Consider the following 16,951-nt stretch of genomic DNA (forward strand, 5'->3'; position numbering starts at 1 on the left):
GTCCGGTTGAATACCGTCTTTATACCAGTCAATTAGCTGCTTAAATATTTGGTCTAACTTTTAGGGTTCAGTACATTCTTACAGGCTTTTTCTTTTTCACATCTTACGTCTGACTTGCATAGCCTATGTTGAATCCATTGATTAGTTATGGTGACATTATATGGAGTGAGGCTTTCATGATAAAAATTAATGATATAGTCGGTCGAAAATCATATGATTGCGATATATATTTTCGTGTCATAGACATCTGGGAGCAAGAGGGCGGGAAGACAGCTATATTATTTGGTGAGGATATACGGTTGGAAGCGGATGCCCCTCTTAGTGATTTACAGCTGATAGGAGAAGATGAGAGGGTAATGAGATACCGTTATACAAATACTATGGTTGATCAATCGAATCATCTAATTACACAGGAATTTGAGCGTCTGCGCCATAAAAAAGAATATGAAGCCACCGATGGCTACCGGCAGCCCACAGGTTATTTCCAAGTTCCTGGTAAGGTCCTTCATCTTGATGGGGATCCTAGTTATTTGGAAAAATGTCTAAGTTTATATAAGCGTATTGGAATTCCTGTTCATGGTGAACATTGCAAGGAGCGCGAAATGCCTGAGAGGGTTGGAGAATTATTAGACCTTTATAGACCTGATATCCTGGTAATTACAGGACATGACTCTTATTCTAAGTCAAAAGGTGCGATCAGTGATATAAATGCGTATCGACACTCAAAAGATTTTGTACTTACGGTGAAAGAGGCACGAAAAAAAATTCATCATTTAGACCATTTGGTTATTTTTGCGGGTGCTTGCCAATCCCATTTTGAATCCCTAATCGTTGCAGGGGCAAATTTCGCAAGCTCCCCGTCTCGCGTAAATATTCATGCATTAGATCCAGTTTATATCGTTGGAAAAATTAGTCTCACACCTTTTATGGATCAAGTACATGTTTGGGAAGTCCTTCGGAATACCTTGACGGGTGAAAAAGGACTTGGAGGGGTTGAATCAAAAGGTGTACTCAGAATCGGAATGCCTTATCATACAAACGAAGATAAGGATGAAATCGATAAAGATAAAGATAGATGATTATAATTAAACTTTTCCTTAGGGCTATTTTAAGGAGTAGTACATGTATTATAATCATCATTCTCAATCGATCTCTTCTCAGATGTTTAGAGACTATTTCTATAGTTACAAGCAAAAAGTACCGATGGCTAATCTAATCGGTACTTTTTTCATGCGATTTGGTAGACTCTTTACAATACATTTGTTATGAATTTCATTGCTGAAATTGGGTGGGAAGTAGGAGTCATAGCATGAAAATCACTGATAATAAAAAGAGTAGAATGATTTTAAAAAACACAGTGAATACCTTTGAATGTATTGCTTTGAGAGGGTTGGAATTTTCATACATATGTATCTGTCGAATAGGGTAGAATAAAAGAGAGAAAAAAAGCAGTACTTTTCGTACGAAAAACATTGACAAACAAATTTAATCACTGATATAATTTATTATTTTGTTTGACCGTCATTTGACTATGTGATATACTAATTTTAGTGAGGTGGACGAAGCATGCCAAAAAGTTTGAATGATATTAAACAGATTTTGGATTCCCATTTGGGACAGAAGTTGCTACTCAAAGCGAATGGCGGTAGAAGAAAAACTATCGAACGTTCAGGTGTACTAGCTGAAACTTATCCTGCAGTATTCGTAGTCGAATTAGATCAGGATGAAAACTCATTTGAAAGAGTTTCCTACAGCTATGCAGATGTACTAACAGAAACGGTTGAATTAACATTTACTGAAGAGACATCAGGGAAAATGGCGTAACGGCAGTGAACACTAGTTCTCTGCTTTTTTATTTGTCCTAAAATGAATATATTGGCTGTTATGAAAATCAAATTTAGATAAATGATATAAAAGCCGTATCCGATAAAAAGGAGCTGTTAAACTTGGGCAGAAGACGAGGTATGATGTCTGAAAAGTTTAAAGAAGAGCTTGCTAAAGAGCTTGGTTTCTGGGACGTTGTTCAGAAAGAAGGATGGGGCGGAATCAGAGCTGTAGATGCAGGAAATATGGTGAAAAGGGCAATTGAAATAGCCGAACAACAATTAGCCAATCGATCATAACCACTGTAATAATCGACTTTCCTGAACGAATACGAGTTCGGTGCGGCAAAGAAACCCTGGGAATTTAATCCTGGGGTTTTCTTGTTTGCCACAATAAAAAATGAAAAATTTAAACGAATAGTGGCGATTGGTGAAACGAAAATGTACAATGTGAGAAGGTAACAAAAGGATAAAGTAGGTGAACAGAATGAAATGGATGGAAAAAGCACCTGCTAAGATTAACTTGGCATTGGATGTTTTATACAAAAGGAAAGATGGCTTCCACGAAGTTGAAATGGTTATGACGAATGTTGATTTGGCTGATCGGATTGAATTGATGGAGCTAAACAGCAATACGATTAGGATTAATTCGCACAATCGTTACGTGCCAGATGATAGCCGTAATTTAGCTTATCAGGCAGCGGATTTATTAAAAAAGAGATTTGAGATTAAAACAGGTATTGAGATAACCATCGATAAGCATATTCCTGTAGCAGCAGGGCTTGCTGGTGGCAGCAGTGATGCTGCAGCTACTTTAAGAGGGTTAAACCGTATCTGGAATCTTGGCCTTTCTATGGATGAGCTTGCAGAGCTTGGGGCTGAAATAGGATCTGATGTATCATTTTGCGTGCATGGCGGAACGGCAATTGCTAGAGGCAGGGGTGAAAGAATTGAACATTTACCTGCACCTCCGAACTGTTGGGTTGTGTTAGCAAAGCCAACAATAGGTGTTTCGACAGCTGATGTTTATCGTAATTTGAAAATCAATGAACTGGTACATCCAAATATAAATGCAATGGTTGAGTCCATAAATGATCAAAATTACCAAGCTATGTGTCAAAGTATGGGAAATGTATTAGAAAGTGTAACGTTAAATATGTATCCTGAAGTAAGAATGATTAAAGAACAAATGAGCAGGTTTGGGGCTGATGCTGTGCTAATGAGCGGAAGCGGTCCAACTGTATTTGGTTTGGTAGAACATGATTCACGCATGCAGCGAGTATATAATGGGTTAATGGGTTTTTGTGAACATGTCTATGCAGTTCGTTTGCTTGGCAACAGGCTGGATATTGAATAAGCCCGGACGTTAATATAGAATTATAATTAAATATTCGTGTTCTGGGGGTAAATATGAAATTGCGAAGAAGTGAACGTCTTGTAGATATGACGACTTATTTGATGGATCATCCCTCTACTCTAATACCTTTATCCTTTTTCTCTGAAAGATACCAATCAGCGAAGTCCTCCATAAGTGAGGACCTCGGGATTATAAAACAGACATTGGAGCTACGAGGAAATGGTACTGTAGTGACCGTCCCGGGAGCAGCAGGCGGAGTAAAGTATATGTTGGGTGTGAGCAAAGAGGAATCCAACCAAATTATTAATGAGTTATGTACGTTAATGGAGACACCTGAAAGGCTGTTACCTGGTGGCTATTTATATATGACTGATATTCTTGGACAGCCGCAGATAGTGGGTAATGTAGGTAAATTAATTGCATCGCATTATGCCAATCAAAATATTGATGTAGTTATGACCGTAGCAACCAAAGGAATCCCATTAGCCTATTCGGTAGCTCACTATTTAAATGTGCCTGTAGTGATTGTCAGAAGAGATTCTTTAGTGACAGAAGGGCCGACTCTAAGTATTAATTATGTATCAGGCTCAAATAAAAGAATACAAACGATGGTCTTGTCCAAAAAAAGTCTTCAAAGAGATTCGAACGTGTTGATTGTGGACGACTTCATGAAAGCCGGCGGAACCGTAAATGGTATGATCAATCTGCTTGAGGAATTTGATGCAAAGGTAGCAGGAATTGCTGTGCTTGTAGAGGCGGAAAACGCAGAAGAACGCCTTGTCGATGAATATCTATCTTTGATCAAATTAACTGATGTAAATATGAAGGAAAAAACAATTAAAGTAAGTAAAGGAAATTATTTTAATTACTGAGTGATTAGGAATTAAAATAATAGAATCAGATGTTATTGCCTTTTATAGTGCTATTTTTACTAGCTGGTAAAAAATTTTCACAAATATTTCTATTTTTTTCAAAAAAAAGAAGGGATATTGAGAGTTTTGTGGAAATAGTTAGTAATTCGCAATTATAAAAGGTGGTGACATAAATGGAAGTGACTGACGTAAGATTACGCCGCGTCAATACAGATGGAAGAATGAGAGCGATTGCATCCATTACTTTGGATAATGAATTTGTTGTTCATGACATTCGAGTTATAGATGGGAATAATGGACTGTTTGTGGCAATGCCAAGCAAACGTACTCCTGATGGAGAATTCCGTGACATCGCTCATCCAATCAATTCTGGTACGCGCGGTAAAATCCAGGAAGCTGTACTTGCTGAATATCACCGTATCGGTGAAATGGAAGAAGTAGAGTTAGAAGGAGCAGGAGCATCTTAATAGATAGAAAAATTTACTGAACACCTAGAGCCGACCATCTGAGAGGCTCTTTTTTATTTCCCCATGAAATCCTCCCCCTTTAATTCCTTCATTTTTTTTCTGTTCAAAATTTAATTTAATAAATGGTTTTAGCCCCACTCCTTGAAAAGAATAAGGAGTTAAGGTATATTCGTAATGGATAAAAAGGTAAACGGAGGGCAATCATGACGAACCGAAATGCTGTAATATTAGCCGCGGGAAAAGGGACTAGAATGAAATCCAGCTTATATAAAGTATTACATCCCGTATGCGGAAAACCGATGGTAGAACATGTTATTGAAAACGTGTCATCCATTAAGGCAGAGAAGATTGTAACGATTATTGGTCATGGCGCTGAAGAGGTTAAAGCAGTTTTGAAAGATAAGACTGAATACGCTCTGCAGGCAGAACAACTGGGAACTGCACATGCGGTTATGCAAGCACAAGATCTGTTAAGTGATGTTGAAGGCACAACACTTGTGATTTGCGGAGATACACCTCTTATTACAGCAGAGACTTTAGAGGCATTGTTGAATCTGCATACTAAGCAAAAAGCAAAAGCTACTATTCTTACTGCACGCACGTCTAATCCTGCTGGTTATGGACGTATCGTTCGAAATGCAGAAGGTTTGGTAGAAAGAATTGTAGAACATAAAGATGCAACTGCAGAAGAGCTTCTCATTGAGGAAATTAATACGGGCACGTACTGTTTTGATAATAAGCTTTTATTTGAATGCTTAAAAAATGTTTCTAATCATAACGCACAGGGTGAATACTATTTACCAGATGTTATTGAGATACTAAAGAAACAGGGTGAAATTATTTCTGCTTATGAGACACCGGATTTTGCAGAAACACTGGGTATTAATGATCGGGTAGCTCTTTCACAAGCTGAAGGTTACATGAGACGCCGCATAAATGAACAGCATATGCGCAATGGAGTTACCCTTGTTGATCCTGATAATACTTACATCCACAAGGATGTCCAAATTGGTAGTGATTCATATATCTATCCAGGGACAACCATTACTGGAAAAACGGTAATAGGCAGCGGCTGTAAAATAGGACCGAATACTGAAATCCAAAACTGTGAGATTGGGGATAATACGGTCATTCGCCAATCAGTCGCTCACGATAGCCAAATTGGATCTGAAGTTCAAATAGGTCCTTTTGCTCACATTCGTCCACAGTCCAATATTATGGACGAGGTGAAAATCGGCAACTTTGTTGAGATCAAAAAAACCTCCTTTGGTAAAGGAAGCAAAGCTTCCCACTTAAGTTATTTAGGGGATGCAGTAGTTGGTGAAGGTGTTAATGTTGGATGCGGAAGCATCACAGTTAACTATGACGGTAAAAATAAATTCTTGACTACAATTGAAGATGGGGCATTTATCGGCTGCAACTCTAACCTGGTAGCTCCGGTAACTGTAGGCAAGGGAGCATACGTTGCCGCTGGTTCAACAATTACGAAAGATGTGCCTGGTGAAGCATTATCAGTTGCCCGTGCACGCCAGGTTAACAAAGAAAATTATGTAGGCAAGTTAAATCTTAAAAAATAGTCTTGGAGGCCCATAATGTCAAATCGATATTTAGATCCTAATTTAAAGGTTTTTTCTCTTAATTCCAATCCTGAATTAGCAGAAGAAATTGCAAAAGAGATTGGTGTTGAATTAGGAAAATGCACAGTGTCACAATTTAGCGATGGTGAAGTCCAAATTAATATTGAAGAAAGTATCCGCGGATGCGATGTTTATGTGATTCAATCTACTAGCCAACCTGTTAATGAGCATTTAATGGAATTGCTTATTATGATTGATGCGTTGAAAAGAGCGTCTGCTAAGACCATTAATATCGTAATGCCTTATTATGGCTATGCGCGTCAAGATAGAAAAGCCAGAGCTCGTGAGCCTATTACAGCTAAGCTTGTGGCTAATCTATTGGAAACAGCAGGAGCATCCCGTGTCATTACACTTGATCTTCATGCTCCGCAAATTCAAGGATTCTTTGACATTCTGATTGACCACTTAATGGGTGTGCCAATTCTTGCGGATTATTTTCAACAAAAGAATCTGGAAGATATCGTAATTGTATCTCCAGACCATGGCGGAGTAACTAGAGCCCGTAAAATGGCTGACCGCCTGAAAGCACCTATTGCTATTATTGATAAACGCCGTCCAAGACCAAATGTTGCTGAAGTAATGAATATTGTTGGCAATATTGAAGGGAAAACCGCAATTTTAATTGATGATATTATTGATACTGCGGGTACGATTACATTAGCTGCCAATGCGTTAATTGAAAATGGAGCAAAAGAAGTATATGCCTGCTGTACACATCCAGTACTATCAGGTCCGGCAATTGAAAGAATTCAAAACTCCAGAATTAAAGAATTGGCTGTTACAAATACAATCGCCCTACCGGAAGAGAAGCGAATTGATAAGATTGTAAATCTATCAGTAGCGTCATTAATTGGAGAAGCGATTATTCGTGTACACGAAGAACAATCAGTAAGTACTTTATTTGATTAATAAAAGCTAAAAAGTCTGCCTATATATGGGCAGGCTTTTTTGTTTTCGTACTTTTATTGAGTGCATGATAGGTAGGAAACGAGAGGATTTATCTGTTGCTTCCAAAGAGTGAAGTGTTTTGAATGAGTACGAATAGGGAATAGATGAGAATATGGCATTTAAATTCGATTAGGATGGTGAAGCAAAATGGCAACAACTTTAACAGTAAGTGAAAGATCAGATTTGAGACACTCATCTTTAAGAAAAATAAGATCGGAAGGTAATTTCCCTGCAGTAGTATATGGCAATCAAAAAGATGCGATGACCATATTTGTAGATGAAGGAACTTTTCTAAAAGTAATTAAGGAAAGTGGCCGAAATGGCGTGCTATCTTTAGATATTAATGGCAAGAAGGAGAATGTTATTCTGACAGAGTACCAACAAGATCCTTTAAAAGGTAATGTTATACATGCCGACTTTCTAATTGTGAATATGTCAAAAGAAGTTGATGTAGACGTTCGCATTGATCTTGTTGGACAAGCTGCTGGTGTAAAATCCGGAGGTGTACTGCAGCAATCTCTGCACACTGTTACCGTATCAGCAAAACCGGATCAAATTCCAGGTTCCATTGAATATGACGTGTCTAATTTACAAGTCGGTGACTCCATTATAATCGCTGATTTGAATTTGGATGACTCTTATACCGTTACACAAGAAGAAGATGAAGTGATAGCTTCTATTCTTCCACCTGCTACTGAAGTGGAAGCTGATTCTGAAGAGGGCGTAAGCACTGAAACTGATTCTAATCAGGAATCTTGATAGCAACGAATCGTATATGAAAACTAAAAGGTTGTTGAGATGTAAAGAATCTCGACAACCTTTTTTATGAGGTTTTAAAAGATAACGGGTATGCTAAAAAAATCACATGTTTTTTGTTGTCCTTATTTTCCTTTAAGGAGGAAACAGTATAAAATGTTAAGAGGAACTAATATAGCTTGATAATCACAAGGATGTGTAAACGTATGAAATTGATTGTCGGTCTTGGAAACCCGGGATCACAGTATGAGCGAACACGCCATAATATCGGTTTTTTGATTATCGATTCTTTGGCAGAACGCTGGAATATTAAAATGAATCAAAGCAAATATAACGGTTTATATGGGACAGGTACTGTTAATGGGGAAAAGGTGGTTTTATTAAAGCCATTGACATATATGAACCTATCGGGTGAAGCCATTGCCCCATTAGCCCGTTTTTATAAAGTAAGCATGGAGGATATCGCTATCATCTATGATGATTTAGACCTTCCTAAGGGTAAAGTTCGTCTCAGACAAAAAGGAAGTGCTGGTGGACATAATGGAATGAAGTCAACGATCCAGCATTTAGGTGGGGATGGATTTAATCGGATAAGAGTTGGAATTGGCAGACCTGAAGGGAGAATTCCTGTGCCCGATTATGTTTTGACCAATTTTAAAGAGGATGAGTGGGAAGTCATGAAGGAAGCCATTGATAAATCTTTAAAAGCATGTGACAAATGGCTTAATGAGCCATTTTTAAAGGTAATGAATTCATTTAATGGACAATAATCATATCGCCTCAGTATGTTGAATAAACAATAATAAAAAGGTGCATAATAACAGTAAATAATAAGCGGAGGTTTGTTGATATGACGCTACATTATTGCTGCAGGCACTGTGGACATATATTAGGTGAGATTAGTGAACAGCAGGATGCAATATATCAATCGGTTTATGATTTCCTTTCAACCGAGGAAAGAAAAGAGATTATTGGCTATGGTGAGGATGGAACCATTCACATTCGATCAATATGCGAAAGCTGCCAAGATACGCTGGATCAATACCCAGACTATCATTTGCTTGAGCACTTAATACAATAATACAGTGGACTGCTTTGGATTAATGAACTCCAAGGCGTTTTTCTGTTTAGTATTTTCATGATTAGACCATCTATAAATATATAAATTAGGTAGAAGGTTGAAGGGAGGACGGATTATATGAAAAGACTGCAGCAATTACTTGCAGATAATAAAGATATACGATCAATTACGGACGGATTACAGGAAGGTCTGAGGGAACAATTATTAGCCGGCTTATCTGGTTCTTCGCGGTCTCTCTTTTTGGCAGCACTATATGAACAGACAAAACGGCCACAATTAATTGTTGTACCGAATCTTTTGCATGCCCAAAAGGTATATGAAGACCTTACGTCCATTTTAAATAAAAATGAAGTGTTTCTTTTTCCGGCAAATGAACTCATTGCCGCTGAATTAAGTATTTCCAGCCCTGAGCTGCGTTCCCAAAGAATTGAAACGCTTAATTATCTTTCGACTCAGTCTGGTGAGGGAATTATCATTGCCCCTATATCTGGCATTAAAAAAGTCCTGCCACCACGGTCTGTTTGGAAAGAGGCCCAAATTGAATTGAATGTAGGTGATGACCTGGATGTTGCTGGAGTATTGGAGCGTTTGGTTTCTATCGGATATTCCAGAACGGATATGGTGTCTACACCAGGTGAGTTTTCTCAGAGAGGTGGAATCCTGGATATCTATCCTCTAACAGAAGAAAATCCTTACCGAATTGAGTTGTTTGACACAGAGATTGACTCCATTCGTATATTTTCTGCTGATGACCAAAGATCGTTAGAGAAGGCAAAGAGGGCCATCATCAGTCCGGTTAGCGAAATTATTCTGAATAAAACTAATGTATCCCAAATAGCAGAACGCTTAGAAATAGGATTAAGCAAATCGCTGAAGAAGATTAAAAATGAGCAGACTCAGGAGCAAATGGTTCAACAAATCGAGCATGACATAGAAATGCTCAGGAGTGGAAATACGTTTGACCATATTACGCAGTATATGTCGCTTGCCTATGATAAACAGGCTAGTTTGCTAGATTATATTTCAGAGCAAAGTATCGTCATTTATGACGAGATCAGCAGAATTCAAGAAATGGGAGAACAACTGGATAAGGAAGAAGCGGAATATTATACGACGCTTCTTGGTGAGGGAAAGATTATACATGATATTACTCTCTCTCATTCAGTCTCATCCCTTATGGGACAACATAGATATCCTCATATCTATTTATCATTGTTTTTAAGGCATGTTCCTCAGACCAGCCCTCAAAATATAGTAAATATCAGCTGTAAACAAATGCAGGATTTCCATGGGCAGATGAATGTGTTTAAAGCTGAAGTAGAACGTTGGAAAAAGGGGAAATATACTGTCGTCCTTATAGGTGCAGATGAGGAGCGAGTTAAGAGAATTGAGCGCATTTTAGAGGATTATGAAGTCGATAATAGCTTTGTGCACAACAAGGATGCGATCAGAATAGGCTCGCTTCAAATTATGGAGGGGCAGCTGCAGAGCGGATTTGAGCTGCCTATGCAAAAAATAGCTCTTATTACTGAAAAAGAATTGTTTAATAAGCGAACTAGAAAATCAGCCAGAAGACAGAAAATGTCCAATGCGGAGCGTATAAAAAATTATTCAGAATTAAAGCCTGGAGATTATGTTGTCCATGTAAATCATGGAATTGGTAAATTTATTGATATTGAAACATTGGAGATTAACGGAATACATAAAGATTATCTTCATATTCGATATCAGGGGACAGATAAGCTTTATGTTCCGGTAGACCAAATTGATCTGATTCAAAAGTACGTGGGTTCAGAAGGTAAAGAGCCCAAAATGTATAAGCTGGGCGGTAATGAATGGACACGGGTAAAAAGTAAAGTTCAATCTTCAGTTCAGGATATAGCAGATGATTTAATCAAATTATACGCGGAGAGAGAAACAGCGAAGGGCTATGCATTCATGCCGGACGGAGAAATGCAGAAAGATTTCGAAGCCTCTTTTCCATATAAAGAAACAGAAGATCAACTTAGATCTATTACCGAGATAAAAAAAGATATGGAACGTGAACGCCCAATGGATCGCTTGTTATGCGGGGATGTTGGTTACGGAAAAACAGAGGTTGCCATTCGAGCGGTATTTAAAGCTGTTGCAGATGGAAAACAAGTTGCTTTCTTAGTGCCAACGACTATTCTTGCGCAGCAGCATTATGAAACCATGCGTGAAAGATTTCAGGATTTCCCAATCAATATAGGGCTTTTAAGCAGATTCAGAACAAGGAAACAGCAAACTGAAACAATTAAAGGATTAAAGAACGGCACGGTTGATGTCGTCATAGGAACGCATAGAATATTATCAAAAGATATCATTTATCATGATCTTGGTTTGCTGGTTGTGGATGAGGAGCAACGATTTGGTGTAACGCATAAGGAAAAAATTAAACAACTGAAATCGAATATAGATGTCCTAACCCTGACTGCTACACCAATACCAAGAACCTTGCATATGTCCATGCTTGGCGTAAGAGATCTATCTGTGATTGAGACACCCCCAGAAAATCGTTTTCCTGTTCAGACATATGTGATGGAATATAATCCAATGCTTGCACGTGAGGCTATTGAACGGGAGATGGCAAGGGGCGGACAGGTATACTATCTGTATAATCGCGTAGAGGATATTGAAAGAAGGGCTGAAGAATTATCGATGCTTATCCCAGATGCTCGTATAGTAACGGCTCATGGGAAAATGACTGAGGGCGAGCTTGAATCGGTTATGTACAGCTTCCTTGAGGGAGAGGCGGATGTGTTGGTAAGTACTACCATAATTGAGACTGGAGTGGATATTCCTAACGTAAACACACTCATTGTCTATGATGCTGATCGAATGGGTCTATCCCAGTTATATCAACTACGGGGAAGGGTTGGAAGATCCAATCGAGTAGCCTATGCGTATTTTACGTATCGTCAGGATAAGGTACTGACAGAGGTTGCTGAAAGAAGATTACAGGCAATAAAGGAATTTACAGAGTTGGGTTCAGGCTTTAAAATAGCAATGAGGGATCTGACTATTCGAGGTGCAGGTAACCTTTTGGGTGCGGAACAGCATGGCTTTATCGATTCTGTTGGATTTGATCTTTATTCCCAAATGCTCAAAGAAGCAGTCCAGGAACGAAAAGGGGATATTAATAAAGAAGCCCATAATCTAATTGAAATTGATCTTAAAGTAGATGCGTATATTCCAGATTCTTATATTGCTGACGGCAATCAAAAAATCGAAATGTATAAACGTTTTAGGGGCATAACTACTTCTGAGGAATTGGATGAACTTCAGGAAGAGATGCTTGATCGATTTGGAGAATTCCCGCAGGAAGTAAACTACCTGTTTAAAGTGGCTGAAATTAAAGTACAAGCCATTAGAGCAGGAGTAGAATTAATTAAGCAGACAAAAGATGAAGTTACTATTATCACCTCAGAACAAACAAGTAAAGAAATTGATGGACATTTATTATTCAGATCTGCTTCAAAGTTTGGCCGTATGGTCGGACTAGGTATGGAGGCTAATCGCTTGAAAATGGTTCTTTATGTGAAGAAAGTTCCGGTTCAGGACTGGCTCAATGCTGCCTTTGAATTAGTTACTGAGTTGGAGCGTAACAAAAAGGTTAAAGAAAAGACTGAATAGTAAGAAGTGAACCATCCGCATTTTAAAAGCAATCAAGTGTATCAATGCCCCCCTTTTCTAGGTAATACATAAAGAAAAATTTTTCTTTATGTATAGAAGTTACCATTAGAAAAATACTAAGTGCAACATCGGCGGCATTTTCAAAAGGTAGCAGGACGTGTCGCAAAAATTCAACCCGATGAAAGAGAGGCAACATAGAATGAAAGCAACTGGTATTGTTCGTCGTATAGATGATCTAGGACGCGTTGTTATTCCAAAAGAAATTAGAAGAACATTAAGAATCCGTGAGGGAGATCCTTTGGAGATCTTCGTCGACAGAGACGGTGAAGTAATTTTAAAAAAATACTCACCTATTAGTGAACTTGGGGACTTCTCAAAAGAATATGCAGAAGCACTTTATGATAGCTTAGGAAATCCAGTATTAATCTGTGATCGTGATACATATATCGCAGTGGCAGGCAGCTCTAAAAAGGAATTCCTTAACAAAGCAATCAGTGATTCTGTAGAAAAAATTATGGAAGACCGTAACTCAGTTCTACATACTCAAAAGGGTTCTATTTCTCTTGTAGATGGCATTGATGAAGATGTAGCATCTTATACAGTGGCTCCAATCGTTGCGAATGGTGACCCAATTGGTGCCGTTGTGATTTTTGCAAAAGAAGCTACAGTTGGAGAAATTGAATTAAAAGCAATTGAAACAGCTGCCAGCTTCCTTGCGAAGCAAATGGAACAATAATATTTTATTGTTTAATGGGTTAATTGAAGCTCCGCTGGAGTTTTCAATTGCCCTTTTTTTATGTCCCGTGATAGTGATCTTATTTGATTGGTAGAAGGGTATTCATACGAAGGTAAAATAGCCATTCTATTTGCTTATGTTATAATATTTTGGAAATAGATAGAGAGGTGCTTGCTTCGATGAGCCGTGAGAATAATTCTTCACGCCAGATTTTAAAGGGCGCTGTTATTCTGACAGCAGCAGCTTTACTGGTAAAAATACTGAGTGCTATATACCGAATTCCCTTTCAAAATATGGCTGGGGATACAGGTTTTTATATATATCAGCAGGTGTATCCTTTTTACGGAATAGCGGTAGTGCTGGCTACATATGGATTCCCGGTCAGCATATCGAAACTTTTGGTTGAAAATGCGGGATTGGATGAGGAGGCTAAAGAGCGAAGGCAGATTGTCACTGCTTCTTTTATTTGGGTATCCCTCTTTGGAGTTATCTTGTTTTCACTCTTGTTCTTTGGAGCGGAGTGGATCGCGATGATCATGAATGACAGACAGCTTGTGCCTTTGGTTCGTACGGTTGCCTTCTCCTTCTTATTAATGCCTTTTATATCCATCGTCAGAGGAATCTATCAGGCGGTTGGGAATATGATACCGACAGCACTATCTCAAACCTTTGAGCAGCTTTTCAGAGTCTCCTTTATATTGATTGGAACTTATATACTTTTAAGGTATGAATATTCTTTGTACATGGTTGGTGAGGGTGCAATCGTCGGTTCATTAATTGGTGGAGTTGCCGCAACGCTCGTTTTGACCTTTTATATATGGAAAAATCGTCAAAATCATTTTCCAATTGTGATGCCGGCTGGTGATATTTTAAAAAGTACTGGAAAGGTCCTTTTATTCCAAGGATTGGCCTTTTGCTTAAGTAATATGTATTTGCTTCTCCTTCAATTAATTGATTCCTTCCAACTATACTCAAATCTTCTTGCTCAAGGGATACCTGCAGAGGAAGCAAAGGCAATGAAGGGTGTTTATGACAGGGGGCAGCCATTAATCCAGGTAGGTTTGGTTGTAGCATCCTCGCTTTCCTTATCGCTTGTTCCGGTATTAACCAACTTACAACAAAATAAGGCAGTGGAAGAAGTTAAAAGAATGTGTCGTTTAGCTATTAAAGTCAGCTCAGCTATTGGAGTGGGAGCGGCTATTGGATTAATCGGCATTCTTAAATCAGTAAATATCATGCTGTTTAAAGATGATGAAGGGCTCGAAACATTGGCTGTTTTAGCCATTTTAATTTTATTGGCTTCTCTCTTGGTTACGTGCTCAACTATTTTGCAAACAATGGGTTATTGGAAGATAACAGTTCTAATTATTCTCCTATCAATTGGGATAAAAGCTTTGCTAAACCCCTGGTTGATTTCTGTAAACGAAATACAAGGTGCGGCTTATTCCAGTCTTTTTGCCTTGGTATTGGCTTGCGTTCTTTTGCTGTATTATGTAAAAAGGAATATCACTGGGAGTAATATGGAAATTCGTTATATAACAGGCTTGGTGATCGCAGGTATGGTCATGTATATTGTATTAAAAGGGTATTCCATTTTATTTTTCTCATTGGTGCATGATCCTGATCAATCAAGATATGTGGCATCCATACATGCAGTGAGCTCTGTTGCACTGGGAGCCGTTGTTTACCTGTATCTTTTGCTTAAATTGAAGCTATTCAGAGATGATGAACTGAACCATCTTCCAGGAGGTAATCATCTGTTAGAATTTATAAATAAAGGAAAAAATAAACGTTAGGAGAGCTGAGCGTGAGTCATCAAATTACGATTATAGGTTTAGGGGCAGGAGAATTAGATCAAATGCCGCTTGGTATTTATAAATTACTGAAAAAAACAGATCTTTTATATGCGAGAACTATTGAGCATCCTGTATTAAAAGAGCTGGTGGCTGAGGGTCTTAAGGTGGAGAGTTTTGACGCTGTCTATGAGAGCCATGATCAATTTGAAGCCGTTTATGAAGAGATAGCTGATAGCCTGATTCGGAAGGCTATGAACGAGGATGTAATTTATAGTGTGCCTGGTCATCCGCTTATAGCTGAAAGAACTGTACAAATCCTGCTTTCGGAAGGTGAGAAGAAAGGGATAAAAATACATATTAAAGGCGGACAAAGTTTTCTCGATGCCATGTTCACATCTATTAAAGTTGATCCAGTTGAAGGATTTCAATTTTTAGATGGTACAGACTTTTCGCTGAGGGATGTAAATATTACTCAACATATGATTATTAGCCAAGTTTACGATGCTTTTGTTGCTTCTGAAGTAAAGCTGACTTTAATGGAAAAGTATCCGGATGACCATGAGGTTTATATCGTAACCGGTGCAGGGATGAGCTCTGAGTCCGTTGAAAGAATGCCGCTGTATGAATTGGATCGTGCCATGCAATTAAGTAACTTAACTTCCGTCTATGTACCTCCGATTCATAAGAGTGAACGTCAATATAAAGAATTTTGGAAGCTGCGTGAGATCATTGATAAGCTTAGATCTCCAGAGGGATGTCCATGGGATAGGGAGCAGACGCATGAATCTCTCAAAAAATATTTAATAGAAGAGGCCTATGAACTAATTGATGCCATTAATGAAGGCGATATCGATCATATGATTGAAGAGCTTGGTGATGTTTTGCTTCAGGTAATGTTACACGCCCGAATTGGTGAAGATGAGGGGTATTTTTCGATTGATGATGTCATCCAAACGCTATCTGAAAAAATGGTGCGCAGACATCCTCATGTCTTTGGAGATGAAAAGGCAGAGTCAGCAAGTGATGTAGAGAAAACATGGCAAAAGGTTAAAAAAGAAGAAAAACGAAACGAATCAGAAAACATTTTAAACGTCAGCACGCACTTGCCGAATCTTATGCAAGCATTTGATATTCAGAAGCAAGTCTCTAAAGTTGGTTTTGACTGGAGTGAGGTTTCTCCTGCATGGGAGAAGGTTCTTGAAGAGCTTGATGAATTTAAAGCAGAATGGAATAAGAATGAAACAGATATTCGAGCTATGGAAGCTGAGTTTGGTGATCTCCTGTTTGCTTGTGTAAATGTAGCTAGATTACTAAAAATCAATCCTGAGGAAGCGTTGCACCAGACAAATCAGAAATTTAAGAAGAGGTTTGTGTTTGTAACAGAGTGTGTAAGGGAATCAGGAAAAGCGTGGAGCAACTTTACTCTTGAAGAACTCGATGAGTTTTGGAAAAAAGCTAAAGAAACAGGAATATAAAGGGCTATTGGAGGTATGAAACAAAATGAGATTAGATAAATTCCTAAAGGTTTCCCGGATCATTAAAAGAAGATCTATCGCAAAGGAAGTTTCAGATCAGGGAAGAATTAAAATAAATGGTAAAGAATCGAAAGCTTCAACCGATGTAAAGATTGGAGACATTTTAGAAATCAGATTTGGGCAGAAAATCCTTACTGTCCGTGTAGAGAAACTTCTGGAAACAACAAAAAAAGACGAAGCAGCTGGAATGTATTCCTTAATTAAAGAAGAGAAACTATCAGAGCAGTTGTAAGCTTGGTCTAATTCCTGTCTTCCTATCATACACTTGTACAAATGTTTGATAATGGGG

At 38.4% G+C, this 16,951-nt stretch carries 16 protein-coding genes; all 16 read left to right on the plus strand.

All coding sequences use genetic code 11. The features are described 5' to 3' along the window. The first annotated feature begins 176 nt into the window (after positions 1-176). The 16 genes from yabG (at position 177) to AC58NB_RS16375 (ending at position 16,894) form a co-directional block, all read left to right on the plus strand. A complete protein-coding gene (yabG, locus tag AC58NB_RS16300) occupies positions 177-1,079 on the plus strand; it encodes a sporulation peptidase YabG (RefSeq protein ID WP_497427857.1) in 903 nt (300 codons plus the stop codon). 487 nt (positions 1,080-1,566) lie between these two features. Further along, positions 1,567-1,824: a biofilm formation stimulator Veg gene (gene veg / locus AC58NB_RS16305; RefSeq protein ID WP_497427858.1), complete on the plus strand. Its 258-nt coding sequence runs from the start codon at positions 1,567-1,569 to the stop codon at positions 1,822-1,824. Between the two features lie 122 nt (positions 1,825-1,946). Further along, complete coding sequence (locus tag AC58NB_RS16310) at positions 1,947-2,123, plus strand: small, acid-soluble spore protein, alpha/beta type (RefSeq protein ID WP_497427859.1); 177 nt, start codon at positions 1,947-1,949, stop codon at positions 2,121-2,123. Between the two features lie 187 nt (positions 2,124-2,310). Next, positions 2,311-3,180, plus strand: coding sequence for a 4-(cytidine 5'-diphospho)-2-C-methyl-D-erythritol kinase (gene ispE / locus AC58NB_RS16315; protein ID WP_497427860.1), 870 nt, complete (start codon positions 2,311-2,313; stop codon positions 3,178-3,180). A 53-nt stretch (positions 3,181-3,233) separates the two neighbouring features. Next, positions 3,234-4,052, plus strand: a complete 819-nt coding sequence (gene purR, locus AC58NB_RS16320; RefSeq protein ID WP_497427861.1) for a pur operon repressor — start codon at positions 3,234-3,236, stop codon at positions 4,050-4,052. 173 nt (positions 4,053-4,225) lie between these two features. Beyond that, positions 4,226-4,519, plus strand: coding sequence for a septation regulator SpoVG (gene spoVG, locus AC58NB_RS16325; RefSeq protein ID WP_066103170.1), 294 nt, complete (start codon positions 4,226-4,228; stop codon positions 4,517-4,519). Positions 4,520-4,722: 203 nt separating this feature from the next. Continuing rightward, on the plus strand, positions 4,723-6,096 hold the full coding sequence (glmU, locus tag AC58NB_RS16330) for a bifunctional UDP-N-acetylglucosamine diphosphorylase/glucosamine-1-phosphate N-acetyltransferase GlmU (protein ID WP_497427862.1): 1,374 nt from the start codon (positions 4,723-4,725) through the stop codon (positions 6,094-6,096). Positions 6,097-6,111: 15 nt separating this feature from the next. Continuing rightward, the gene (locus tag AC58NB_RS16335) at positions 6,112-7,065 is read left to right on the plus strand and encodes a ribose-phosphate diphosphokinase (RefSeq protein ID WP_497427863.1); all 954 of its coding nucleotides are present in this window, start codon (positions 6,112-6,114) and stop codon (positions 7,063-7,065) included. A 186-nt stretch (positions 7,066-7,251) separates the two neighbouring features. Further along, entirely contained in the window at positions 7,252-7,863 is a 612-nt protein-coding gene (locus AC58NB_RS16340) for a 50S ribosomal protein L25/general stress protein Ctc (RefSeq protein WP_497427864.1), read from the plus strand. Between the two features lie 203 nt (positions 7,864-8,066). Then, entirely contained in the window at positions 8,067-8,630 is a 564-nt protein-coding gene (gene pth / locus AC58NB_RS16345; RefSeq protein WP_497427865.1) for an aminoacyl-tRNA hydrolase, read from the plus strand. A gap of 80 nt (positions 8,631-8,710) precedes the next feature. Then, positions 8,711-8,941, plus strand: coding sequence for an anti-sigma-F factor Fin (locus AC58NB_RS16350; protein WP_497427866.1), 231 nt, complete (start codon positions 8,711-8,713; stop codon positions 8,939-8,941). 117 nt (positions 8,942-9,058) lie between these two features. Further along, positions 9,059-12,595 (plus strand): transcription-repair coupling factor, encoded by a 3,537-nt coding sequence (mfd, locus tag AC58NB_RS16355; RefSeq protein ID WP_497427867.1) that lies wholly within the window; start codon positions 9,059-9,061, stop codon positions 12,593-12,595. A 199-nt stretch (positions 12,596-12,794) separates the two neighbouring features. After that, complete coding sequence (spoVT, locus tag AC58NB_RS16360) at positions 12,795-13,331, plus strand: stage V sporulation protein T (RefSeq protein WP_497427891.1); 537 nt, start codon at positions 12,795-12,797, stop codon at positions 13,329-13,331. 149 nt (positions 13,332-13,480) lie between these two features. Then, positions 13,481-15,127, plus strand: a complete 1,647-nt coding sequence (locus tag AC58NB_RS16365; protein ID WP_497427868.1) for a putative polysaccharide biosynthesis protein — start codon at positions 13,481-13,483, stop codon at positions 15,125-15,127. An 11-nt stretch (positions 15,128-15,138) separates the two neighbouring features. Then, positions 15,139-16,602, plus strand: coding sequence for a bifunctional methyltransferase/pyrophosphohydrolase YabN (gene yabN, locus AC58NB_RS16370; RefSeq protein ID WP_497427869.1), 1,464 nt, complete (start codon positions 15,139-15,141; stop codon positions 16,600-16,602). Positions 16,603-16,627: 25 nt separating this feature from the next. Further along, entirely contained in the window at positions 16,628-16,894 is a 267-nt protein-coding gene (locus AC58NB_RS16375; protein WP_497427870.1) for an RNA-binding S4 domain-containing protein, read from the plus strand. The last annotated feature ends 57 nt before the right edge of the window (positions 16,895-16,951 follow it).

It is taken from the genome of Pradoshia sp. TA40_28, assembly GCF_059694525.1.

Coding starts and splice junctions, on each gene's coding strand:
- mfd (WP_497427867.1), top strand. CDS start 9,059: ATGAAAAGACTGCAGCAATTACTTGCAGATAATAAAGATATACGATCA.
- purR (WP_497427861.1), top strand. CDS start 3,234: ATGAAATTGCGAAGAAGTGAACGTCTTGTAGATATGACGACTTATTTG.
- spoVT (WP_497427891.1), top strand. CDS start 12,795: ATGAAAGCAACTGGTATTGTTCGTCGTATAGATGATCTAGGACGCGTT.
- ispE (WP_497427860.1), top strand. CDS start 2,311: ATGAAATGGATGGAAAAAGCACCTGCTAAGATTAACTTGGCATTGGAT.
- yabG (WP_497427857.1), top strand. CDS start 177: ATGATAAAAATTAATGATATAGTCGGTCGAAAATCATATGATTGCGAT.
- AC58NB_RS16375 (WP_497427870.1), top strand. CDS start 16,628: ATGAGATTAGATAAATTCCTAAAGGTTTCCCGGATCATTAAAAGAAGA.
- pth (WP_497427865.1), top strand. CDS start 8,067: ATGAAATTGATTGTCGGTCTTGGAAACCCGGGATCACAGTATGAGCGA.
- glmU (WP_497427862.1), top strand. CDS start 4,723: ATGACGAACCGAAATGCTGTAATATTAGCCGCGGGAAAAGGGACTAGA.
- AC58NB_RS16350 (WP_497427866.1), top strand. CDS start 8,711: ATGACGCTACATTATTGCTGCAGGCACTGTGGACATATATTAGGTGAG.
- spoVG (WP_066103170.1), top strand. CDS start 4,226: ATGGAAGTGACTGACGTAAGATTACGCCGCGTCAATACAGATGGAAGA.
- veg (WP_497427858.1), top strand. CDS start 1,567: ATGCCAAAAAGTTTGAATGATATTAAACAGATTTTGGATTCCCATTTG.
- AC58NB_RS16340 (WP_497427864.1), top strand. CDS start 7,252: ATGGCAACAACTTTAACAGTAAGTGAAAGATCAGATTTGAGACACTCA.
- AC58NB_RS16335 (WP_497427863.1), top strand. CDS start 6,112: ATGTCAAATCGATATTTAGATCCTAATTTAAAGGTTTTTTCTCTTAAT.